At 42.5% G+C, this 23,633-nt stretch carries 23 protein-coding genes and 1 other annotated feature (1 of these 24 cut by a window edge); of the genes, 3 read left to right on the top strand and 20 right to left on the bottom strand.

Translation table 11 applies throughout. The annotated features are described in order from the left end of the window. Positions 1 to 26: 26 nt before the first annotated feature. From J7E35_RS15990 to J7E35_RS15955, 8 genes are all read right to left on the bottom strand, one after another. Positions 27 to 695 carry an SOS response-associated peptidase gene (locus tag J7E35_RS15990; protein WP_214781336.1) on the bottom strand — a complete coding sequence of 223 codons (669 nt, stop codon included), beginning with the start codon at positions 693 to 695 and terminating at the stop codon, positions 27 to 29. Positions 696 to 801: 106 nt separating this feature from the next. Then, complete coding sequence (locus J7E35_RS15985; RefSeq protein ID WP_214781335.1) at positions 802 to 1,071, bottom strand: hypothetical protein; 270 nt, start codon at positions 1,069 to 1,071, stop codon at positions 802 to 804. A gap of 170 nt (positions 1,072 to 1,241) precedes the next feature. Then, positions 1,242 to 2,336: a threonine aldolase family protein gene (locus J7E35_RS15980; RefSeq protein ID WP_214781332.1), complete on the bottom strand. Its 1,095-nt coding sequence runs from the start codon at positions 2,334 to 2,336 to the stop codon at positions 1,242 to 1,244. 3 nt (positions 2,337 to 2,339) lie between these two features. Next, a complete protein-coding gene (locus J7E35_RS15975) occupies positions 2,340 to 2,897 on the bottom strand; it encodes a GNAT family N-acetyltransferase (protein ID WP_214781330.1) in 558 nt (185 codons plus the stop codon). Between the two features lie 137 nt (positions 2,898 to 3,034). After that, entirely contained in the window at positions 3,035 to 4,675 is a 1,641-nt protein-coding gene (locus J7E35_RS15970; RefSeq protein WP_214781566.1) for an AMP-binding protein, read from the bottom strand. A 239-nt stretch (positions 4,676 to 4,914) separates the two neighbouring features. Further along, positions 4,915 to 5,403 carry an FAD-dependent oxidoreductase gene (locus tag J7E35_RS15965; protein WP_251041028.1) on the bottom strand — a complete coding sequence of 163 codons (489 nt, stop codon included), beginning with the start codon at positions 5,401 to 5,403 and terminating at the stop codon, positions 4,915 to 4,917. 74 nt (positions 5,404 to 5,477) lie between these two features. Further along, the gene (locus J7E35_RS15960; protein ID WP_214781328.1) at positions 5,478 to 5,654 is read right to left on the bottom strand and encodes a hypothetical protein; all 177 of its coding nucleotides are present in this window, start codon (positions 5,652 to 5,654) and stop codon (positions 5,478 to 5,480) included. Between the two features lie 42 nt (positions 5,655 to 5,696). Next, entirely contained in the window at positions 5,697 to 6,824 is a 1,128-nt protein-coding gene (locus J7E35_RS15955) for an MBL fold metallo-hydrolase (protein WP_483297667.1), read from the bottom strand. A gap of 322 nt (positions 6,825 to 7,146) precedes the next feature. Here J7E35_RS15955 and sda point away from each other — a divergent pair, with 322 nt between their 5' ends. Both sda and J7E35_RS15945 read left to right on the top strand, forming a co-directional pair. Continuing rightward, positions 7,147 to 7,281 carry a sporulation histidine kinase inhibitor Sda gene (gene sda / locus J7E35_RS15950; protein WP_192470565.1) on the top strand — a complete coding sequence of 45 codons (135 nt, stop codon included), beginning with the start codon at positions 7,147 to 7,149 and terminating at the stop codon, positions 7,279 to 7,281. A 245-nt stretch (positions 7,282 to 7,526) separates the two neighbouring features. Further along, entirely contained in the window at positions 7,527 to 8,435 is a 909-nt protein-coding gene (locus tag J7E35_RS15945) for an NERD domain-containing protein (protein ID WP_214781325.1), read from the top strand. Positions 8,436 to 9,255: 820 nt separating this feature from the next. On the opposite strand, the gene odhB is transcribed toward J7E35_RS15945, so the two are convergent. The 5 genes from odhB to J7E35_RS15920 form a co-directional block, all read right to left on the bottom strand. Then, the gene (odhB, locus tag J7E35_RS15940) at positions 9,256 to 10,566 is read right to left on the bottom strand and encodes a 2-oxoglutarate dehydrogenase complex dihydrolipoyllysine-residue succinyltransferase (protein WP_214781323.1); all 1,311 of its coding nucleotides are present in this window, start codon (positions 10,564 to 10,566) and stop codon (positions 9,256 to 9,258) included. Further along, positions 10,553 to 13,408 (bottom strand): 2-oxoglutarate dehydrogenase E1 component, encoded by a 2,856-nt coding sequence (sucA, locus tag J7E35_RS15935; RefSeq protein ID WP_214781321.1) that lies wholly within the window; start codon positions 13,406 to 13,408, stop codon positions 10,553 to 10,555. Before sucA ends, odhB begins: the two co-directional genes overlap by 14 nt. Positions 13,409 to 13,681: 273 nt before the next feature. Then, positions 13,682 to 13,918, bottom strand: a complete 237-nt coding sequence (locus tag J7E35_RS15930; protein WP_214781319.1) for a hypothetical protein — start codon at positions 13,916 to 13,918, stop codon at positions 13,682 to 13,684. 192 nt (positions 13,919 to 14,110) lie between these two features. Further along, complete coding sequence (gene mnmH, locus J7E35_RS15925) at positions 14,111 to 15,169, bottom strand: tRNA 2-selenouridine(34) synthase MnmH (RefSeq protein WP_214781317.1); 1,059 nt, start codon at positions 15,167 to 15,169, stop codon at positions 14,111 to 14,113. Positions 15,170 to 15,311: 142 nt separating this feature from the next. After that, a complete protein-coding gene (locus J7E35_RS15920; RefSeq protein WP_214781315.1) occupies positions 15,312 to 15,887 on the bottom strand; it encodes a hypothetical protein in 576 nt (191 codons plus the stop codon). 392 nt (positions 15,888 to 16,279) lie between these two features. Here J7E35_RS15920 and J7E35_RS15915 point away from each other — a divergent pair, with 392 nt between their 5' ends. Further along, the gene (locus J7E35_RS15915) at positions 16,280 to 16,879 is read left to right on the top strand and encodes a class I SAM-dependent methyltransferase (RefSeq protein WP_214781313.1); all 600 of its coding nucleotides are present in this window, start codon (positions 16,280 to 16,282) and stop codon (positions 16,877 to 16,879) included. Positions 16,880 to 16,947: 68 nt separating this feature from the next. On the opposite strand, the gene trpA is transcribed toward J7E35_RS15915, so the two are convergent. From trpA to trpE, 7 genes are read right to left on the bottom strand one after another with little or no spacing between them, the layout of a single operon-like run. Then, positions 16,948 to 17,730: a tryptophan synthase subunit alpha gene (gene trpA, locus J7E35_RS15910; protein ID WP_214781564.1), complete on the bottom strand. Its 783-nt coding sequence runs from the start codon at positions 17,728 to 17,730 to the stop codon at positions 16,948 to 16,950. Continuing rightward, on the bottom strand, positions 17,730 to 18,926 hold the full coding sequence (trpB, locus tag J7E35_RS15905) for a tryptophan synthase subunit beta (RefSeq protein ID WP_214781562.1): 1,197 nt from the start codon (positions 18,924 to 18,926) through the stop codon (positions 17,730 to 17,732). The genes trpA and trpB overlap by 1 nt, the downstream gene beginning before the upstream one ends. Further along, complete coding sequence (locus tag J7E35_RS15900) at positions 18,916 to 19,554, bottom strand: phosphoribosylanthranilate isomerase (RefSeq protein WP_214781311.1); 639 nt, start codon at positions 19,552 to 19,554, stop codon at positions 18,916 to 18,918. The genes trpB and J7E35_RS15900 overlap by 11 nt, the downstream gene beginning before the upstream one ends. Further along, positions 19,544 to 20,338, bottom strand: a complete 795-nt coding sequence (gene trpC, locus J7E35_RS15895; protein ID WP_214781310.1) for an indole-3-glycerol phosphate synthase TrpC — start codon at positions 20,336 to 20,338, stop codon at positions 19,544 to 19,546. The genes J7E35_RS15900 and trpC overlap by 11 nt, the downstream gene beginning before the upstream one ends. 1 nt (position 20,339) lies before the next feature. Continuing rightward, positions 20,340 to 21,365: an anthranilate phosphoribosyltransferase gene (gene trpD / locus J7E35_RS15890; RefSeq protein ID WP_214781308.1), complete on the bottom strand. Its 1,026-nt coding sequence runs from the start codon at positions 21,363 to 21,365 to the stop codon at positions 20,340 to 20,342. Then, complete coding sequence (locus J7E35_RS15885) at positions 21,349 to 21,951, bottom strand: anthranilate synthase component II (protein WP_214781306.1); 603 nt, start codon at positions 21,949 to 21,951, stop codon at positions 21,349 to 21,351. Before J7E35_RS15885 ends, trpD begins: the two co-directional genes overlap by 17 nt. Next, positions 21,935 to 23,329, bottom strand: a complete 1,395-nt coding sequence (gene trpE / locus J7E35_RS15880) for an anthranilate synthase component I (RefSeq protein WP_214781304.1) — start codon at positions 23,327 to 23,329, stop codon at positions 21,935 to 21,937. Before trpE ends, J7E35_RS15885 begins: the two co-directional genes overlap by 17 nt. 58 nt (positions 23,330 to 23,387) lie before the next feature. Next, positions 23,388 to 23,633: a binding site (T-box leader), on the bottom strand (it continues 12 nt past the right edge of the window).

The following is a 23,633-nucleotide window of genomic DNA, read 5'->3' as shown; positions in this document are numbered from 1 at the left end:
CATCCCGGAACTAAAGGAAATTTTTTCTATAGACTGTTAATCGGAGCAATTAGTTCTTTTCCTTCATTTCTGGCAGAATTTATTGCGGTTGAAACAGGGTAGGATTCCATGAAATCTCCATCATACGGAATCAGCAGTTTTTTTAGTTTTTCAGCTTGGCCAAAAGAATGGTCAAGCCACATATCAAGCTTATCCTCTGGCAGAATCACAGGCATCCTGTCATGGATTTTTTCGGTAACTTCATTTGGACTTGTCGTGATGATCGTACAGGAAGTAATATTCTTCCCACCCTTATTCCAGTGTTCCCAAAGCCCTGCTAACGCGAACGGTTTTTTATTTTTCATACCAAAACGGTATGGCTGTTTTTGCTTGCCGTCTTTTTTCCATTCGTAAAAACCATCAGTAAGAATCAGGCAGCGCCTTTGTTTAAGAGCATGCTTAAAGCTCGCTTTTTCATCGACCGTCTCTGCGCGTGCATTGATCATTCTATAGCCAATCTTTTCATCATCCGCCCAGAAGGGAATCAATCCCCACCTCATTTTTGTCCCAATCCTGCCTTCTCCACTATCAATTACTGTCATTATGTCCTGCCCGGGTGCGATATTGTACCTGGCATCGATATCGTCCGCGAAGTCGAACTGAAATTGTTCCTTCAGAGAGCCAATGTCCTCGAATAGTGAAAACCGTCCGCACATTTTTCTTTCCTCCATCACATGGTTTTTTACTATACTTCCCGTCCTCTTCGGGAAGTAACATTTTCAGTCAAAAAAAATAAGCCTGCTCCTTTTTAGCCTGGCTTATCTATATCTTTTCCGCATCCAAATTCTTTTTTATTTTTGCCCTGAGAGCAATATTTGCTGCAACCAGCAATGGTATGATCGACGCAATCGTAAAACCTAGCGCATAACCCGATATACCTTCATTCAAAACTCTATCGTTTATGCTGAACCCTAGAAACGTAATACCAATGCCATCCCCATCCACATGGTCAATGACCGACCAAAGCTCAATCCCTTTAATAAGGAATAAAACACTTATGATCGACAGCACTAACACCCAAAGCCACTTCATTCGACCATCCCCCCTAAGCCCAAACCATGATAAGGTTCGGGTATATACACTATATTATAGGGAGATATGGTATTAATTAATATAATGCTGGTACAGTTGTAACAAAATGTTCAAAATGATGTTCAAAATTTGTTCAATTCAGTGTGTTTTATTTGCTAAATTCAAAACAATCATAATGGTAATTTACTCTTCATCAAGTGATCCAGCTGTAAAAAAGCGTTTTTTACTGTTTCTTGAGGAACTTCTTCATAACGATCCCCAATACTTACTTCAAAATAACACGAGTGTTCTCCAGTTGACTTTAGGTGATTGATGAATCCTACACCTGTTTTTCGTATCACTTCTATTAAAACTGTTTCTATTTCCTCTTTCGGATGAGGAAAATGGACATGAAACATGTTTGAAACCGGAATCTCGGGCAGTGTAGTAATCGAATGGCACGAGTTATAAAAGCCAGCCAGTTCCTTTGCATTTTCGTAATACAGTGCCATTTTGTGAGATTTCTGATTGAAATAGTGATCTGCTGATAGAATATATGGATAAAGGCTAATCAAATCTCCGCCATACCGCCTTTTCCAGACCTTTGATTTAGATACAAATTCTTCCTCGCCCGCCAGGATTGCACCGGCGATCCCTCCTATTCCCTTGTAAAAAGAGAGATAGACACTGTCAAAAAGCTCGCACACTTCTGAAGCTTTCTTCTCATAATAGGGCAGCACTTCGAGGAGTCTCGCTCCATCAAGGTGCAGCTTGATACCATTCTTTCGGCAATACCTAGATATGTTTTCAAGAGTCTCAAAGCTTGGCAGCTGCCCGCCAATCTCCCTTTGGGGCAATTCCAGCAATAGGCAAGCAACAGACTCCTCCATGGATGACACGTCTTCAAGCTCGATCACACGGGTTTCGTCTGCAAGCACTACTGTCTTGATATTATGTAATTCTTTTAACCCATCCTCCTCGTGGATTTCCAGGTGGCTTAACGGATGGTATGCGACTTTCTGCAACCCTTTCTCATCACACCAAATACGCAAAGCGATTTGCTGGGCCATCGTTCCGCTCGGAAAGAAAACAGCCTTTTCCTTGCCCAGGAACGCAGCCATTTTGTCCTGAAAGTCTTCTATAACTTTTCCAGTTCCATAAATATCACTATCCAGCTGTCCGTCGATTTTTTCAAAAGCATCCTTTAATACCTGGACATTTCTTTTGCCGTGGCCGGTCAATTGGTATGTCGATCGATTAAAAGCTTCCTGCAATGTATTAACCATGAATCATCCCTCCATTCCGTTCTTTAATCGGCCCATCACAACCATATTATAAAAATTGCCATCAGACAGGAGTTTATCATTCTTCAAAACACCTTCGACTTCGAAGCCAAGCTTTTCATAGAGCCTCCTGGCACTTTCATTAGTTTCCATCACATGCAGAGTGATTTTCTTAATTTCGTTTTCATCTGCCCAGGAAATGGATTCAAGTAACAAGTTTTTGCCGATACCATAGCCCCAGAATTCTTTTAAAATACCTACCCCGAATTCTACTTTATGCCGGAACCTCTTCAATTCATTTCCAGCACACCTTGAAAACCCGATAAGCCTTCCATTCGTTTCTGCGACCAGAAATATGTTTCTAGGACTCTCCGTATCTGCTTTTATTATTGACTGAAAACCTTTCTGATCAATGAATGCCTCGCCTTGTTCCCGGTCAAGATTTTCAGTCTCCCCGTCAATTTGCAGCCTTAATTCTGACAAAGCCTCCGCATCTGACTCAACTGCCGATCGAATTTTATAATTCAAACCCTTAATATTAAAACCCTTTTCACTTATCAGCATCGAATTTCCTCCAAAATATCCCTTAGCTTAATTTTAGACATTGAGAACACTTCTGTATAGTTCAATTTATCATAGCAATGTCCAAACTGCTTACAACAACATAAAAAGGATGGAATCCGACGATTCCATCCTCTTTTTTATACATTCTTGAGCTCTTCCACAGCTTCCATCGCCTGTGCTCTTAGCTTGAACTTTTGAATTTTTCCAGAAGCTGTCATTGGGTAGTTTTCGGTGAATTCGATATATTTTGGAATTTTGTGCTTGGAGATTTTGCCTTTGCAATATTCTTTGATTTCTTCAGCTCTGGCAGATTCTCCATCTTTTAAAATAATCCATGCCATAACTTCCTCTCCATACACACTGTCTGGGATTCCTACAACCTGGACATCAAGGACTTTCGGATGTCTGTATAGGAATTCTTCGATTTCGCGTGGGTAGATGTTTTCCCCGCCCCTGATAATCATATCCTTTAGTCTGCCGGTTACGCGGCAATAGCCATTTTCATCCATGACAGCCAAATCCCCTGTGTGTAGCCAGCCTTCTGCGTCAATTGCTTCCCTCGTCGCGTCAGGATTTTTATAATACCCGTCCATAACATGGTAGCCGCGTGTGCAAAGTTCTCCCTGGACTCCCCTTGGAACTTCCTCCATCGTGCCTGGCTTGACGATTTTCACCTCGACCTCAGGAAGGGCTTTTCCTACAGTTTCCACCCTCAATTCTAGTGGATCGTTCGTCCTCGTCTGCGTAATGACTGGAGACGATTCTGTTTGACCATAGGCAATTGTTATTTCCGTAGCTCCCATTTTGTCATTTACAGCTTTCATCACTTCAATCGGACAATTGGATCCAGCCATAATCCCCGTTCTCAAGGAAGAAAGGTCATATTTTTCAAATTCAGGGTCATTCAGCTCGGCGATGAACATGGTTGGTACACCGTGAAGGGCCGTACACTTTTCTTTTTCGACGGTCTCAAGAACTGCTTTTGGACTGAACTCCTGGACAGGAACCATCGTTGCGCCAACAGTGGCACAAGCAAGGGTACCCATAACACAGCCGAAGCAATGGAAAAACGGCACTGGAATACACAGTCTATCTTGATCAGTAAGCTTCATTGCAGATGCAACATTATACGCGTTATTGACAATATTACTGTGAGTCAGCATAACTCCCTTAGGAAAACCAGTCGTACCTGAAGTATATTGCATATTAATGACTTCCCTTTGCTTCAATGTTGCCATTTGCGCGTCGAGTTCTTCCTCTGTCACACCATCGGCCATATCCAGGATATCCTGCCAGCTGTATGTCCCCGGGAAACGCTTTTCTCCCATTACAATCACATTTTTTAAGTATGGAAGAGTGCTGCTTTCAAGCTTGCCTGGCTCACTCGTTTTCAACTCTGGAACAATCTCGTACACCATGTCAATGTAAGATGCGTCTTTGTATTGTTCCATCAATATGATGGTCGTGGAATCTGACTGTTTTAATAGATACTCCAATTCCGCCGTCCGATAATTTGTGTTGACAGTAACAAGCACTGCCCCCATCTTTCCTGTGGCAAACTGGGAAACGACCCATTCCGGCGTATTAGAAGACCAGGCAGCAATGTGCTCTCCTTTCTTCACCCCCAGCTTCATTAAACCTCTGGCAGCTTTGCGGCATAGCATGTTAAATTCCTTGTAATTCATCCTCAAGTCACGGTCTGCATAGACAACCGCTTCGTGCTCAGGGTACTTCTTAGCTTGTACTTCCAGTAATTCACCCACTGTGTATGGCAGCAGATTCTCCATTCAATCAGCCTCCTAAACAAGTTAAATTATGTAAGCGTTTACCAATAACTATAACACTCTAGTTTGAATATTCAATATTTTAAAAATATATTCCTCCCTTTTTACTAAAAATATAAATAAAAAAGCAGGGAAATTTCCCCGCTTCAAATGTTACTTGTCATGCCACATATAGGATTTTCCAGTTTCCTTGGACACAATCGAAATTCCGATAGAGGCGCCATGTCCCGCAGCTATGACGGATTGACTTGAAAGACCTGCCAACAGACTCGTGATAAAAGATTCGGGAGTTTTGTAGTTCCATCGTGCTCAACCCCAAAGACCTTTTTTATTTTACCGCTAGGTACCTTCTCATTAACTGCCAGCTCGAATCCAAGGCTTTCAAGCAACGAGGTTTGAAGGTTCGTGGCAATAATCAGGTACTTTGCAAATCTTTCATTGCCATCAGCCAATTTGACTGAATAGCCATGGTCGTTCCGTGTGACTGTTTCAACCGAACCCTCAAGCCATTCAGTACCCCCATCAATAGCCTGGTCTTTAATGTTATCCAGAAGTTCTGAACCGGTAATTCCTTTGATTCCCGGATAATTAAAAAGCTTTGAAACTTGTTTGATTTGGGATTTTCCTGAATCGATGACTGAAGTTTTCAATCCGCCCCTGGAAGTATAAATTGCAGCTGATCCACCTGAAATCCCGCCTCCAATCACTATTACATCTAGCATTTAAAAGTTTCCCTCCTGAACTTATGTACCCTCCCCTTATCTAAAGGGAGGCTATCTTTAGAATAACTTAGAAATCAAATAAATGACTCCTGCCAGGAGCCATACGTACGTGGCTGGTCATATGGGCGGAAAGCCAGAAAACTTCCCTTGCCCTTCATCAGCTGTACGCTTTGGTCCGATTCCTCAGGAACCGCCTGCACAATGGTTATTTTTCTTATTTTCTTCCAAATCCTCACCTCATAAGCAATCATTATACTTAAAAAGAGGAAAGCTGTGCTTTCCTCTTTATGTTTTTAGTGAGTGTGGTGTACAGCGCAGCGGTTAGGGCCGATTTCCAGCTCCATCGCTTCTTCTGCTGTCACTTCTTTTACACCGCGGTTGATCGCAACAATCTCTTCAAAATTTGGCGGTGTCTCACTTGATGCAGATTGAGCTACATGGTCGACAAATTCATCAACTGTTTTACCGGCCATAATTTCATTTTGCTCGCGGATCAAACCTAATTGGCTTCCAATGAACCCTTCTTCATTTACTTCGTCATCAAAGGCAGCATAGTGGCCCGGCAATACAATAACGTCATCTGCAATTTGGGATACTTTGCTATAAACAGTATCATACAAATCTTTTGCCCACTCTGCAGCTTTTCCGCCAAGGTCAGGCCGGCCAAGCCCATTGACAAAGATAGTATCGCCTGAGAAAAGAAGTTTATTATTCACAAAGAAAGAAACACTACCCGGGGTATGACCAGGTGTCTTAACCGCCAAGACTTCAAGTGTAATGTTCTCGAATTCAATTTTATCATGCTGCTCCAGCGCTTCAAAGCCAAATACTGCGCCTTCACTCTTCATCAGGTAATATTTCGCTCCTGTGACCTCAGCCAGCTCCTTGCCGCCGGATAGGTGGTCAGCATGAAGGTGAGAATCTACGATATGTGTGATTTTCACACTTTCCCTTTGTGCAACTTCAGTATAACGGTTCGTGAACCTTGAAGGATCCACAACAAGTGCCTCATTTTCAGAAAGAACCATGTATGAAAGACAGCCTTTCCCAACACGGATGAACTGAAGGACTTTGACTTTTTCATCCTTATATACTTCAACTGGATAAAGGTATTCACTCCAGGATTTCATCCCGCCAGAAAGATAGGAAACATCAAAACCTGCATCAGAAAGCATCTCAGCAACCATTACTGAAGAACCTTCCTTAGCACAGATGACCACGATGTCTTTATCCTTCGGAAGCTGGTCAACTACTTCGTCAACTCCATCGATCAAGTCAAAGTAAGGGATATTAAGGTAGTTAATTTTTTCACCTTCAACCTTCCAGTCTTCAAAGTCTTTAACATTCCTTACGTCAAAAATAAAAAATTCATTTTTGTTTACTACCCATTCATTTAATTTTTCAACAGTTATTGCTTGCATTCCCATTAAAATTCCTCCCGTTGTAAAAAATGATTATGTCGAGTATCAAATCCCCATTTAATACCCTTATGGGTATATAATATAATTATGAATGATAAATTGCAAGCTTTTTTCGTTTAATAATGTGACTATGGTGCTTTGTCCAGATTCTGAAGCGGTTTCCCATTATAAAACAGGTTTTGACAGCTTTTCAAAACATGAAAAAATTTCTAATAAAAAATCTTCATAATGGGTTTTCAAATCCTTAATAAACCTTTACAATGAATGAAACTATACAATATAGTTTGAAAATTCAATCCATTCTTACCGAGGAGGAATGCAAATGAAAATTATGAGCAATGAACAGTTGGTGGTCTCGTATCGTGATGCATTAAAGTCGGAACATGATAAAGAATGGGCAAAAATACTTAAAACAGAAATCTCCAAAAGAGGACTAAAGCCATTTAAAAACCGTTAATCTGAATCAAGAAAAACATTTGTCGCCTTGTGACAAAAGCCGCTTGTTGCCATATTGGCAGTTGAGCGGTTTTTTTATTTTTTCGGGGAGATTGAAACTGGTTTGCTGCCGCATTAGTGGCCGATCGTTATTTGTGTGAAGTTAAACTGCTTAATCATTCTTCAGCTTGCTGAAAAGTTAACAAAAAATTCACAAAATTGCATGCCTGTATAGATTAAACTGAGCTTATAGAAAGGAAGTGGACCATGCTACTAAAAGCACGCACTGAGCCAAAGGAATTAATCACATTACGGCACTTAAGCAGAAGAACGGAATTATCTCCGCAGGATAAGTTCCAGCTTTGGACGATGGAAAAGGGTTTTACCGGAGAAATGATCTTCGACCGGATGACCGAAAATCTCGCAGAAGAAAGGTATATCATTGATGATCTCCTACTCCAAGTGAATAACTCCTATTTTCAGCTGGATAAAGTCATCATTGCGCAGGATGGAGTTTATCTTATCGATGTCAAATATCACGAAGGCGATTATTATCTCGATGGGGACAAATTATATTCCGTCCGGACGAGCCGAGAATACAAAAACCCTGTCATTCAGTTGACACGAAGTGAGACTCTTTTCCGGCAGCTCCTGCAAAACCTCAAGATGAATCACCTTGTTCGTGCCTCCGTCATCTTCAACAATCCTGAATTCACCCTATACCAGGCCCCTATGGATCAACCGATCATTTTACCAACACAAGTTAATCGTTTCCTAAAGGAGTTAAACTGCACCCCCTCCAAATTGGATAATAGCCACAAGAAACTCGCCCAAACATTGCTATCATTACATCAGGTTAAAAACCCATTCGCAACTCAGCCTGCCTACCAATATGACCAACTGGAAAAAGGGATGTATTGCCGGGAGTGCGGATCCTTAAATACCGAAGTCAATGATTATGATCTCGTTTGCGGAAAATGCGGAACCCATGAAAGAATTGAAGACGCGATTGTGCGGCATATCGAGGAAATCAAAGTGCTGTTTCCTGAAAAGAAAATCACCACGCAAATCGTTTATGAGTGGTGTAATCGGAAGGTTAGCAGACGGACGTTTTTGAGGGTGTTGAAGAAACATTATGTTTTAGTAGGAAAGACTAGTGATAGTTATTTTAAGTAAGATGGTCTATCAAAGGTGCTTTTACATGTCAATCCTGTCTGTCGCTGACTAAGTGTCAGTGTTCGGGCAGGTTTTCTTTTTTAACAGATGTACCTGCATGATGCTTTCTTCTGACAGCTTTTCTTCTTTTCCAGTCAAACCTGTCTTAAGTTGGGCTTTCTTTTGACAGCTTTTCTTCTTCACCCGCCAAATCTGTCTTAAGTTGCTCCTTCTTTTGACAGCTTTTCTTCTTTTCCCGCCAAACCTGTCTTAAGTTGGGCTTTCTTTTGACAGCTTTTCTGCTCTTCCCTCCAAACCTGTTTAAGTTGAGCTTTCTTTTGACAGCTTTTCTTCTTTTCCAGTTAAACCTGTCTTAAGTTAGGCTTTCTTTTGACAGCTTTTCTTCTTTTCCCACCAAACCTGTCTTAAGTTGGGCTTTCTTTTGACAGCTTTTCTTCTTCACCCTCCAAACCTGTCTTAAGTTGAGCTTTCTTTTGACAGCTTTTCTTCTTTTCCAGTTAAACCTGTCTTAAGTTAGGCTTTCTTTTGACAGCTTTTCTTCTTTTCCCACCAAACCTGTCTTAAGTTGGGCTTTCTTTTGACAGCTTTTCTTCTTCACCCGCCAAACCTGTCTTAAGTTGGGCTTTCTTTTGACAGCTTTTCTGCTCTTCCCTCCAAACCTGTCTTAAGTTGAGCTTTCTTTTGACAGCTTTTCTTCTTCCCTACCTTTTGAATTCCCCTTGGCTAACATTGCTCTTCTTCTCCCATCTCTGTTCCCATACGTACCTCCAAACCGTAATAAAAAGCACTGCCAAAAGAATTCCGGCAGTGCTTCCAAAATTTAACCCTGTAACAGCAACGATTCTGGATCTTCCATCAGTTCCTTGATACGCTTCAGGAAGGTAACGGCTTCTTTTCCATCGACAATCCTGTGGTCATAGGATAAAGCAATGTACATCATCGGCCTGTTTTCCATTCGGTCTTTATCGATTGCTACGGGACGAAGCTGGATGGTATGCATTCCGAGAATACCTACCTGCGGGCCATTGATGATCGGTGTGGACAGCAATGAACCAAATACGCCTCCGTTTGTAATCGTAAAGCTTCCTCCCTGAAGGTCCTTCAAGGAAAGTTTGTTTGTTCGAGCCTTTTCTGCCAATTCGTTTATATCGTTTTCGATTTCGGCAAAGTTTTTTCTGTCTGCATCCCTGATGACAGGCACTACAAGTCCTTCATCTGCGGCAACAGCGACTCCAATATCATAAAACTTTTTGAGGACGATTTCGTCTCCCTGGATTTCAGCATTCAGGTAAGGAGTCTTTTTCAACGCTGCCACAACAGCTTTCGTGAAAAACGACATAAATCCTAAACGAACATCGTTCTCCTCATAGAAACGATCCTTCCATTTCTTCCTCAATTCCATAACAGCCGTCATATCGACTTCATTGAAGGTCGTAAGCATCGCTGCTGTCTGTTGAACCTCTACCAGCCTGTTCGCGATAGTCTGGCGTCTTCGTGACATCTTGATACGTTCGACCCGGCTGTCATCAGCAGAATTGCCGGCAGGAGCAGCCTTTGGCGCAGCAGCTTTTTCACCCGCTGGCTTTTGTGAAGCTTTTTCTCCAGCTGGACTTTGAACATTTCCTTGCCCCGGAGTGAATGACTCAACATCCTGTTTTCTTACTCGGCCAAGCGGATCCTGAGAGGTTACCTTGCTCAAATCTATGCCCTTTTCCCTGGCCAGCTTTCTTGCAGCAGGTGATGCAATGATTCGCTCCCCCGCTTCCTCGGCACCAGACTGGTCACCCGATATACTGGTATCGGTTTTTTTCGCTTCAGAAGAACCACCAGCAGGTTCATCAGGTGACTCAGTCTCCCTTCCTGCTTCTGCCGTATTCTGTTCGCTTCCTGCGCTCCCCTGTTCACCAACAATTGCGATTGCTTCTCCAACCTTCACTGTATCTCCTTCTTCGGCGAGCAGCTCTGTTAATACTCCATCATAGTCAGAGATAATTTCAACATTAACTTTATCGGTCTCCAGTTCGAGGACATATTCACCTTTCGCGACTTGATCACCCTTTTTTTTCAGCCATTGGGCAATCGTTCCCTCGGTGATTGATTCGGCCAATTCAGGAACTTTAATCTCTGCCATTTTTAATTCCTCCTCCATTTGTCCTTGTCAGTGCATCTCTTATAATTCTTGCCTGCTCCAACTTGTGGATGTTTGGATCTCCTTCTGCCGGGCTTGATCGCCTTCTTCTGCCAATATACGAAGCTTCCAGCCCTTTTGGTGCTGCTTCATTGATTCTCGGCTCGACGAAGGTCCATGCACCCATATTCTTTGGTTCTTCCTGGACCCAGACGATTTCTTTTAAGTTCGGATAACGCCCTAACTTCGCTTTTAAAAGTTCAAGCGGGAAAGGATAGATTTCCTCGATTCTTAATACATGCAGCCATCCATGCTCTTCCGGCTTTATCTTTTCAGCAATATCTATGCTCACTTTTCCAGTGCACAGTACCACGCGCTCCACATTTTCAGGCTGGCCGCCAAGTCCTGGCTGCTCAATGATCGGCTTGAAGCTGCCTTCGGCCAATTGTTGTGGTTCCGCTGCAACCGTAGGATTTCTCAGCAGGCTCTTAGGTGTCATCAACACCAGCGGTCGTACTGCCTCCTGCCTTAAAATCGCCGCCTGTCTCCTTAGGATATGGAAGTATTGAGCCGCAGAGGAAAGGTTTGCAACAGTCCAGTTGTTCTCAGCTGCGAGTGTTAAAAATCTTTCTACTCTACCACTTGAATGCTCTGGACCCTGGCCTTCATAACCATGAGGCAGAAGCATAACCAGACCGGATTTCTGTCCCCACTTTGCTCTCCCTGCCGCCACGAACTGGTCGAACAATACTTGGGCAGCGTTGGCAAAATCACCATATTGCGCTTCCCAGAGGACTAAGGTTTCCGGGGCGAATACGTTATAACCATATTCAAAGCCCACTACAGCGGCTTCAGAAAGCGGGCTGTTATGGATAGAGAAGGATGCTTTGGCATCAGGCAATACATGGAGTGGTGAAAATTGGTCTCCAGTTTCACTGTCATGCAAAACCAGATTCCTCTGGGCGAAGGTTCCTCTCTCGGAATCCTGTCCTGTAAGTCTTACTGGTGTGCCGTCTATAATTATTGAAGCAAACGCCAATGTTTCAGCCAGTCCCCAGTCGATTTTACCGCTCGCAGATAAGGCCTCTTTCCTTCTCTGAAGAATTTTCTCCAACTTATTAAAAACATTGAACCCTTCAGGCCAGTTAAGCAGATCACTATTTATTTTTCTTAATGCTTCGATTGGCACCCCAGTTTCTATCTCTGGTATTCCCATTTCCACTACTTCTGGAATATCGGGTTCGTTAGTTACTTCCTTTTCTTTCTTCGGAACTTTTTCATATGCCTCTGTCAGCATGTTCGTGACTCTTTGCTCAATCTCGTTTCTTTTCTCTTCAGACATGGAGCCCTGATCTACAAGTTTATTGCCATAGAGTTTCTTAACTGTCGGATGTTTGTGGACCAGTACATACATTTCAGGATTTGTAGTCATTGGCTCATCCATTTCGTTATGGCCAAATCGTCGATACCCAATCAAGTCAATCAAGAAATCCTTCCCGAAAGTCTTTCTGTATTCAAATGCCAGCCCGGCCGCCATCAAGCAAGCCTCAGGATCATCAGCATTGACATGAATGATTGGAATTTCATATCCCTTCGCAAGGTCGCTGGCATAACGAGTGGAACGTGAATCCATTGATTCGGTAGTGAAGCCAATGGTGTTATTGGCGATAACGTGAATGGTTCCGCCTGTTTTATATCCGTGTAAACGGCTCAGGTTCAATGTTTCAGCCACAATTCCCTGCCCAGGGAAAGCAGCATCTCCATGGATCAGGATCGCCATCGCTTTCACTGGATCATATTTTGCGTAACCAGGTTCGTTCCTGTCATCCTGAGCGGCACGCGTAAAGCCCTCAACCACAGCACCTGCAAATTCCAGGTGGCTCGGATTATTGGCCAGAGTCAGTCTTGCATTCGCTGTATTGTCTGACTTTATCTTACGGTCAAGGCCAAGGTGATATTTAACATCGCCGGTCCAGCCGAAATTAATTCCAATAGATCCTTCTGATGGAACCAGCTCTTTATTTGGTGCATGCTGGAATTCAGCAAAAATCATTTCATACGGTTTACCGAGAACATGGGCAAGGACATTGAGTCTCCCCCTGTGTGCCATACCTATGTTAATTGTTTCAACACCATTATTCACTGCACCAGCGATAACCTCATCAAGAAGAGGAACCATCGAATCGAGGCCTTCAATTGAAAACCTCTTTTGCCCGACAAAAGTCCGGTGCAGGTACTTTTCAAAATTCTCGACTTCTGTAAGACGTTCATATAATCTGATTTTTCTTTCTGCTTCAACTTTAGGAATTAGTTCACCAGATTCAACCTTTTGCCTCAGCCATTCCTTTTCAGCCATTTCATTTACATGTTCAAATTCGTAAGCAATCGTATCGGAGTACACCTGCTTAAGGAATTGAAAAGCCTCTTTTCCATTCTTTATAGAAGAAGGGGCACTCGGACATATGAGATCTACTGGAATGTCCGCCAAATCAGCATCAGTCAATCCCCATTTCGCATAGTCGTCAAGTTGAGGATCCTTGCTGCCAAACTGCAATGGATAAATATTTGCAGATAAATGACCATAAGAACGAATATAATCAGCATATCTCAATGCAGCTGCGATTTTCGCTGGAGACCCCGCTGGTCTTTCCACAAATGATTCTTTATCACGCTTTTCAGGTCCTTTAAATTGAAGACTAGAATGCTGTTCAAAATATTCCTTGATATCAGCATCAACGGAATCAGGATCACTAAGGTACATTTCGTATAATTCTTCGACATATCCCTGGTTTGGCCCATGAAATCCCGGCCATATTGCCTTGTTCCCTGTAACTGGCTTTTTCACAAAAAAACCCCCTTGCCAATACTATATTCGCTAATTATCTGTTACCCTGTCGTGCTTATTTCTAACTGTTATTTCAAAGAATAATATTATAATTCAGATATCAATCGCTTACATTAATATTTTACCATGATATTTTCTTTTAACCAAAGGTTTTGACTATGTCGATAGTGTTAATTCAATTCACACTTTTATTATTTCGGAAAAACTATTCCTTTTAAAAAGGACAATAAAAAAAACCGGTTATACCGGTTTTTGAGTTTGTTGCTTTATTATCTATAAACTCATCATTGTAGCAAACATGTTTTTGGGTGCAAAAAGATTATTTCTTTTTTCTATCTGACTCGGCTCTATCATTTCACTATGTTCTACAGGCATTTCAATATGCCCGCATGTGATGCACTTCTGAAATCTGGATCCGGCTGTGAAAATGTCTACACCATCATTGGTTGTAAACCCAACATGTTCCTCGTGCAAAGAAAAACGGTGGTGGCAATTTTTTGATTCGCGCATATTCACCCTCCTGTTAATGTTCCTCTTCAAATTATATATCAAATATTCAGAATTTTGCGTGACAAATATCATAACTATAGTCCAAACTGCAAAATAATTTCAGCCTGCCAAATTAAGGGCTTACTCCCAGGCAAAAAGAAAAGGGAAAGCATTTTAATGCCTTCCCTACTTAATTACCTTTTATCAGTCTTTTTAAACCGCAGTTGAGCCAGAAAGTGTCTTTTGTATTTCTTTTTCTATATTTTGTATGACGTCTGGGGCGTCTGCATCAATTTCCACAAAAGGACCATCATACTCTAGCAGTGCATGGTTATACCGGGGATCATAATAATGGACCAGTAAAATCTCAATCAAATCTTTATAATTTTTTTCTTCCAGAGCTGCAGCCAAAGAGGGTGATATTTCATGATTGATTCGCCTTATCAGCTTTGTTACCTTCTCTCTGACTTCTTCTTCAAACCAGGCTTTTCCCATAAAAGGCTGAACATATTCATTGTATATGCGTTCAACTCTAGTAGGTATAGAGCTTTTAACCAGGAAATGAATTCCATTATTTTTTTTTAATAGCAGTTCTTCCGGCTGCGCTGATCGCCCGATTCTTTTGCTCTCCGCTTCAATGATAAAGTAGCTGGAACCTTTTAGCTCATTGAGCCTTTCAAACAGTAAAGCGTCAAATGTTTTCTGATTGTGCGCCTCTCCCTTGCCAATCATTCCAAAAATGGATCCTCTGTGGTTTGCGATTTTTTCCAGATCGACTACAGGGTATCCCTTATCCTGTAGAGCCTGCAAGATATCCGTTTTTCCAGTACCTGTCATTCCATGCATAACGATGGCTTTTTCGGGCAGCAACTGAGGAGTTTTCTCCAAAATATATTCCCTGTACGCCCGATAACCGCCTTCCAGACGCATTGCGGGGATTCCAGCGTATTCAAGGAAGGAGGCTACAGACCTGCTCCGCATCCCGCCTCTCCAACAATGGATCACCGGTTCAGCGCCTGTCTTTTTGAGATCTTTTATCTCACCGAGCAAGCGAGGAAGCTTCGGGGAAACAATCTCCATTGCCCGCCATTTTGCCGCCTCCTCACCAGACCGCTTATAAAGCCTGCCGATTTCTTGTCTTTCATCGTCTGTGAATAATGGTATATTGACCGACCCGGGTATTGCCGATTCACAATGCTCGATTGGCGCCCTGACATCGACTGGTATATATTCCTTTGAGCTGATTAATTGTTGTACTGATATATCTTTCATTTCTCTATTGACCTCCATGGTCGCATGTTTAAAACTACATCTACTTATTGTACCTAAAATAAGCAGATTTTTCACCATTATTCCCTTAAAACAGCTTAATTCTGTCATATATTGAAAAGAAAAAACCGCAGAGGACCTGCGGTTAACATGAAAACTTTTTTCCTACGAGTATACTGACTGCCTGGCAGAATCCCTTCCAATTTTCCGGAAAGGAATCAAGGCCCCTGCTTTCATAGGTCCTGCCATTTGTTTTTAGTTTTACTGACCAGCTGGTTCCATCCACTACAATACCTTCTGTTTGGTAATCTTCTTCCCACTCCCATAACTTCAAAGGATACAGCTTCTTTTTAAAATCCTCCACGTTTCCAAATGTACCGACTTCAAGCGGCTCGGAAGCTTTAGAATCAAGATGCCATTCAAAGTACGTGAAGCTGTTCCTTTTAAAGTCTATTCTCACCCTCATTTCAGGTCCAGGATATCCATGCAATACCACTGTCATTAAAAGCGGCTCTTTATCAGGCCTTATTGAAACGATGTCATCTTTTAATAGAAATAATTCACTATTTCTGCTGACAATTGTTTTTATATAAGAAGGTTCTACTATATCACTCTTACTTACTACGCTTTGATCATGTTCACTCATTTCCTGGCAAATCACTGGTATCGTCGCATTTCCCTTTTTACCTAAAATATCGAGAATCGCTTCATACATTTTCATCTCGTTCAACGTCCTTTATTAAAAACTAAATATTTCGTCTCTTCTATTTCCAGCCGTTAATTCCTGCCGTGAAAAACTTTAAGTAAAGTATATACAACAAATAATTGAATGTACTGTAACAAATGGCACGCTTTAAGAAAAAAATAAGTTAGCACATTTGACAAATTCAGTCATTTTTTTCATTTAACTATCTTTTAATGTTGTAATTTGTCCATTTCTGCGCTTTCCCGAGAAATAATTTTCAGAATAGACTGTCTTTATTTCCGCCCTGTGTTGTCTTATGAAGATAAAATGAGAGGTATTAAAAGGTTGGGAAGTTTAAAAATATGAGATAACTGGTATAAAAGAACAACCAGGAATAAATCCGGGTAAAAAAATCAGGAGTGACGAATATGATAGATTCGATGGCGAAACAATTCGAGAAGCCTAAAGGCATACTCGGGAAGCTGGCAGGAACTATAATGTATTTTGAGAATCGCAAAATCAATAGATGGAGTATAAACAAACTTCAAGTAAATAAGAATGATCGTATCTTGGAGGTTGGCTTCGGTCCCGGTTATGGCATAAAGACTTTAATGTCAAATTTTCGCGGAATTGAAGTGGATGGAATTGACTTATCTGCAAAAATGAAGGATGAAGCGGCAAAGAGAAATAAAGAATGGATCGAAACAGGGAAAGTACAACTGACTATAGGGGATGTTGTCGACTTCCAACCCGATCATCGTTACAATAAGATCATTTCGGTTAATAATTACCCACTTTGGGACCAACCGCACACTTCCTTAAGGCATTTATTTCGATTGTTGAAGCAAGGAGGCAGAATCGTCCTGACTGTCCAGCCTCGAGAAGAAGGATCGACTGCAGAGACAACTAAGCACTTGGGAGAACGCATGAAAAGAGATTTGATGAATGCCGGATTCAAAAACCCGGAGATATCATATCTTCAGGTAAGACCTGTTTTGACAGCATGTGTCACCGCGGAAAAGAAATAGCCGCTGCTTGGAAGGCAGCGGCTATTTTTTGCCGTTTTTGGAGATTAACGATTCTCAAATTAATATCATTACTTGTAAGCTTGTAAGCCAACCTCTTCGGCAGTACGAACGAGCTGTTTTATTCCATCAAGATCTCCTTGTTCAAATAAATCAATAATTTTACTTCCAACAATCACTCCATCACAATGCTTGCACACTTCTCTTACTTGTTCAGCATTTGAAACCCCGAACCCTGCAAGCACCGGGACTGAACTGACACTTTTAACTGAACTTAGGAAAGCAGCAAGATCCTCGCTGAAATTGTTTCTTGCACCTGTGATACCTGTTACGGTTACAGCATAAATGAAACCTGTTGCCCTGGAGCCGATTTCTTTTATTCTCTCAACTGGTGTTGTGAGTGTCACTAGCCTGATTAAGGCGATTTCCTGCTGCTCGAGCGCCGGAAGAATGAAATCTTCCTCCTCAAGCGGGAGGTCGGGGATGATGCATCCTGATATACCAGCGTTCGCAGCATCCTTAGCAAACCTTTGGATCCCGTATGCTACAAGGGGATTCAGATAAGTCATTAGAATTAGAGGAATTGAGATTTCAGTTTGGAAGGTTTGTATCGTCTCCAATACCTTTCTCAAGGTAGTTCCATTGCTAAGCGACCGGATACCAGCTTCCTGGATTGTGGGCCCATCCGCAACTGGATCAGAAAAGGGGATGCCAAGTTCTACCGCATCGGCACCACATTCCTGTAAAAACAACAGCTTCTCCTTGAGGGTTTCAAGCCCTCCATCCCCAGCCATTATATATGGAACAAAAGCCTTTTTTTCTTTTTCAGTAAGAGCCTTCTGAATTTTATCCATCATTCCAGTCCTCCGATCCTGTCCTTAATTGTCTGAACATCTTTATCACCACGGCCAGATAAGCAGACAACGATACTCTCGTCTTTATCCATCCCAGCGGCTAGCTTGACCGCGTAAGCAATGGCATGTGCGCTCTCCAGAGCAGGGATGATTCCTTCTAATTTTGAAAGCAATTGAAATGAATGAAGTGCTTCGTCATCCGTTATGGATTCATATGTGATTCTATTTATGTCATGCAGGTGGCTGTGCTCAGGGCCAATGCCAGGATAGTCCAGGCCAGCTGATATCGAGTGTGCTTCCTGAATTTGACCGTCCTCATCCTGCAGAAGATACATCATTGCGCCATGCAGCACCCCTGGTTTGCCCTTGGTTAGTGAAGCGGCATGCTTGTCAGTTGCCAAACCCAGACCGGCAGCTTCTACACCATAAATTGACACACTTTCATCCTCAATAAACGGATAAAATAAACCTATCGAATTGCTGCCCCCACCAATGCAAGCTACAAGAGCATCAGGCAGCTTGCCTTCCTTTTCGAAAAATTGCTGTTTCGTTTCTTTGCCGATGACACTTTGAAAGTCACGAACCATTTTTGGAAACGGATGAGGACCCATTACAGATCCTAGAATATAATGAGTATCACGGACATTAGTAACCCAGTAGCGAAGAGCTTCATTGACCGCATCCTTCAATGTCCCGCTGCCTGCATCAACACTGATCACTTTTGCCCCCAGGAGTTCCATCCGGAAAACATTTAATTGCTGTCGTCTTATATCCTCTTTGCCCATAAATATCACACATTCCAAATTAAGCAGGGCACAGACTGTTGCAGTAGCAACTCCATGCTGTCCAGCCCCTGTTTCAGCCACTATCTTACGCTTGCCCATTCTTACCGCAAGCAAGGCCTGACCGACTGTATTGTTGATTTTATGTGCCCCTGTATGGTTGAGATCCTCCCGCTTCAGGTATATTTTCGCTCCGCCGGCATGTTCCGTGAGATTTCCGGCTAGATATAATGGCGTTTCCCTCCCTACATAATCCTTCATTAATTTTTGCAATTCGTTATGGAATTCCTCGTCTTCCTGCGCCCTGTTGTATTCCTTCTCCAATTCGAGTACAGCCTGCATCAATGTTTCTGGTACGAACCGGCCCCCGTAATTCCCAAAATGTCCCTTTTCGTCTGGTAAATTATAAGTAATTGAACTCATCCTGCATTTCCTCCCCTGATTTTTTTGCGTTATTGATAAATCCTTTTATTTTTACAAGATCCTTTTCTCCATTTGTTTCAACACCGCTGCTTACATCAACCATCAAAGGATTAACCTTTGCGATTGCTTCCCTGACATTTACAGAATCCAAGCCACCTGCCAGTATTACATTGGTGCTTGAATTTTTTAAGGCATTTGCCAGATCCCACTCGAAACTCAACCCGTTTCCTCCCCGATATTCCGCTTGAGGGCTGTCAAGAAGGATAAAATCTGCTTCTATTTCACCAATTTTCTCAAGATCTCCCGGTGACTTAACCGAAACAGCTTTTATTAACGGCAGCCCAACTGATCGATAGTCACCTGGAACCTCATCACCATGAAGCTGAATATGTGTAAGGCCGGCAGTTGCGGCGATTTGCTGTATTTTTGCCGCATCCTCATTTACAAAAACCCCTACCTTCCAGACATGTGCTGGTGTTTCGGCAATGATTTGTTGTGCCTGCAGAACTGTTATTTGCCTTTTACTTTCTGCAAAGACGAATCCAAGAGCATCTGCACCATTCTCTACAGCATGGCTTGCTGCCTCAACCGTTTTAATTCCGCAAATCTTAACCTTCATGAAATTCCCTCACAATTGGAACAGTGAACTGGCTGAAAGTATTTTGGAGATCTGAGGAAGTCATAAAAGTTTCTCCAATCAATACGCCGCTTGCACCTGCAGCTGCTGCACGGATTACATCCTCCCTTGTTCTTATACCGCTTTCGCTGATCAGAAAGGCGCCTGCCTTTTTGACTAGAGGTCCTAGTTTTTCGGTATTTTCAAGATTGACTTCGAATGTTTTCAAATCACGGTTATTGATTCCGATGATTTGAGCTTTTATAAGAAGTGCCTTTTCCAAATCTTTATCGTCGTGGATTTCAACAAGGCACTCAAGCCCCTTTTCAGAGGCATACTCGTATAGCTCTGCCAGTTTTTCCAGGGGCAATGCTGATGCGATGAGCAAGATGACTTCTGCTCCTGCGGAATGAGCCAGGTCTATTTGGATTGGATCAACGATAAAATCCTTGCAAAGAACAGGAAGCTCCACGGCTTCTCTGACTTGTTTCAAATCGCTGAAAGATCCCTTGAACCCCTTTTCATCGGTTAACACAGATATTGCCGATGCACCAGACAGGGCATAAAGTTTTGCCTGCTGAGCAGGGTCCAAAGAAAGATTAATGTCCCCTTTCGAAGGTGAAGCCCTTTTAAATTCTGAAATAATGGCGACATTTTTTGCCTCGCTTAAGACTTTCAGCAGAGATCGGGGCTTCGAAGAAATTTCAGGTATTTCCTTTGCTGATTTCCTCAGCTCTTCCACCTCAACAATTTTTCTTTCTATGATTGAATCAAGAATAGTACCCATCTCATCCTACCGCCTTTTTGTTTTGATTACTGATGCTAATTAAGTTCTCCAGTTTGGCCATTGCCCTGCCTGAATCGATGCTTTCCGCTGCCAGATTCACACCCTGCAGAATCGATTCCGCCTTCCCGGCAGTATAAATTCCCAGACCTGCATTCAGCAGCACTGTATCCCGGTGTGCTCCTTTTTTGCCTTGAAGGACTTGGCGCAATATATCAGCATTATCCCGTGCATCCCCGCCCTTGATACTGGTATTATCGTATACTGGCAGGTTCACTTCTTCAGGATTGAGCTTGATTGGCTTGGTTTCCCCTCCTGAAACGATGACCATTTCATTCTCACCCGCTAGAGAAGCTTCGTCCATTCCACCCGCTCCGTTGATAACGATGGCCCGCTTCCGGTTCAGGTTTTCCAGCACATGGGCAAACTTATCGAGCATATCCCTGCGGTAGATGCCCAGCAGCTGGTAGTCAAGCTGTACTGGATTTGTCAATGGCCCGATTAAATTAAAGATCGTAGGGATTTTCAGGTCCCTTCTTACCTTCATGATTTGTTTTAGTTTCGGATGGACATGGGGGGCAAAAAGAAATGCAATTCCATTCTGTTCAAGGATTTCTTCTGTTGCTTCCGGAGATAAGTCCAGACTTACACCGAGAGCCTCCAAAACATCCGCACTGCCGGTCTTGCTCGATACACTTCTGTTCCCATGCTTTGCTACAGTAATTCCGGCGCCTGCAATGACAAATGCGGAAGTGGTGCTAATATTGAAGCTTTTGGAACCATCCCCTCCTGTTCCACAATTATCCAGAACATTCGGTATTTTCTTTGTGAAATGCAACGCATGCTTCCTGATCGCCTTTACTAATCCAGATACTTCCTCAGCCGTTTCACCTTTTAATTTAAGCCCTGTTAAAAAAGATGCAATCTCGCTGTCTGTCGTATCTTGTGTGAAAATTTCCTGGACTGCTTCTTCCATTTCATGCTCCAAAAGCGATGTTCCTTCGACAACCATTTCAAGATAATGTTTCATAAGTTAAAATCTCCTCTCTGATTTCAGTAAGAAAATTCGATAAAATCTGCTTTCCGCTGTTCGTTCCTATGGATTCCGGATGAAACTGAAGTCCATATAAAGGATAATGATGATGCTTGATTGCCATGATTTCCTTGTCATCAGCTGCTTCCGCCAACACCTGAAAATCTTCATTCAGCGTCATGCGGTCGATCACCAAGGAGTGATACCTCATGACCTCAGGATGTTCCTCCAGATTAATCATTAGTGAAGTTCCTGTATGTCTGAGCTTCGATTGCTTGCCGTGCCTGATTTTTTTTGCCTTGATGATCGAGCTGCCAAAAGCATGGGCTATCGCCTGGTGGCCAAGACATATCCCCAGGATCGGGATAGCTGGAGCCAATTGTTTAACAGTTTCAACACAGATCCCAGCCTGTTCTGGCCTACCTGGACCGGGAGAAAGGACGATAGCTTCAGGTTCCATTTTCAAGATTTCCTTAACCGTTATTTTATCGTTCCTGATCGTTTTCACTTCAGCCCCAAGTTCGCTTAGATACTGGTAAAGGTTATAGGTAAATGAATCGTAATTATCAATGAGTAGAATCATTGGCTGCCTCCATCAATGCTTTTAATTTATGGTTGGTTTCATCGAATTCTTTTGCAGGATCAGAGTCATATACAATACCGGCACCTGCCTGTAGATATCCTTTGCCATCCTTGACAACTAATGTTCTGATCGCAAGGGCAAAATCCATGCTTCCACAGGCAGAGAAGTAACCGACTGCTCCTGAATAAACACCTCTTTTTTCAGCTTCAAGCTCGTTGATGATTTGCATCGCCCGAATTTTTGGAGCTCCGGACACTGTTCCTGCAGGCAGGCATGCCGCCAATCCATCAACAGGATGAGCTTCCGGCAAGAGTCTCCCGCTCACCTCTGATACGAGATGCATGACAAACTGATACCTCTCAACAGCCAGGAATTTATCAACCTTTACACTGCCAATCTCACAGATCCTCCCTAAATCATTCCTTGACAGGTCGACTAGCATCTTATGTTCGGCCAATTCTTTTTCATCCTCGTTTAATTCCAATTCCATTTTTATGTCTTCCTCAGCTGTTTTTCCTCTTGGCCTTGTTCCTGCAATCGGGTTTGTAATCATCGTTCCATCCCTGTACTTTACGAGGCTTTCAGGGGAGGTACCGGCAACAACATATCCTTCAAAGTCAATGAAGTACATATAAGGGGAGGGATTATCCACTCTCAGCTTTCGATAGAACGAAAATGGATCTCCTTTTGCATTCGCTGAAAGCCTTCTTGATAACACAACCTGAAAGATTTCTCCCTCTTCAATCAGGCTCTTTGCGGTCCTTACCGATTTTTCAAACTCCTCCCTGTTTTGCGATGTTCTAAAGTCTGATAGTGAAAATCGATTGACAGGATGTTTTTTGACTGACGTATCAAGCTCTTCTTTTCGTTTCTTTATTTTCTTTATAAGATCGTCATTGCTGTACCCTGGAAACGGAATGCCAATCAGGTTGATCTTTTGTTTAAGATGGTCAAACACGATGACTTCATTGAAGAACATCAAGTGCGCTTCCGGCATATCGAGTGGATCTTCCTTCAGCGGCCCAATCTCTTCAAAATCGCGAATGAAGTCATAGCTGACAAAACCTACCCCGCCTCCTATAAAAGGAATATCAAATTCAGTATTTAATTTAGGAAGCATTTCTTTCAGTGCCTTGGAAAATGGGCCATTTACACGCTCCTTAACCCCGTTCCTTGACAGATACGTCTCGCCCTTTTCATTCAAAAGCTCGTAAACGGGATCACAGCCAATAAAGGAAAAACGGCCAGAATCATTATATTTATGGGAACTTTCCAGCAGAAATTTTTTCTTTCCGGAAATCATTTGAAATACAGATATAGGGGTTAATGTATCTCCCTCAATTTCCTCAATATAAACCTCTGGTGCTTCTACATTCATATAAAAATCCTCCTTAGAAATAAAAAAGTCCCCTATACATGCACAATGATTGTGCTGTATAGAGGACGATTACGATAGGACCGCGGTGCCACCTCAAATTGGAGCTTTAATAGCTCCCTCTCTTCAAGTACAGGAAAACCAAAAAAGCTTTCGATATACCCTATCCTTTTAACGGAGGAATCCCGGGCAAGCCCTACTGTTACTTCAGGCTGCCTCTCACAAGGCCATTCGGCAAGTATTTCTGTGCCGGTTCACACCATACCCGGCTCTCTGCAACAGAAATATCCTGCGTACTCTTCTTGTT

The organism is Bacillus sp. ISL-45 (genome assembly GCF_018613195.1).
Lineage (GTDB): Bacteria > Bacillota > Bacilli > Bacillales > Cytobacillaceae > Mesobacillus.
This window is presented reverse-complemented; position numbering and strand designations above follow the sequence as displayed.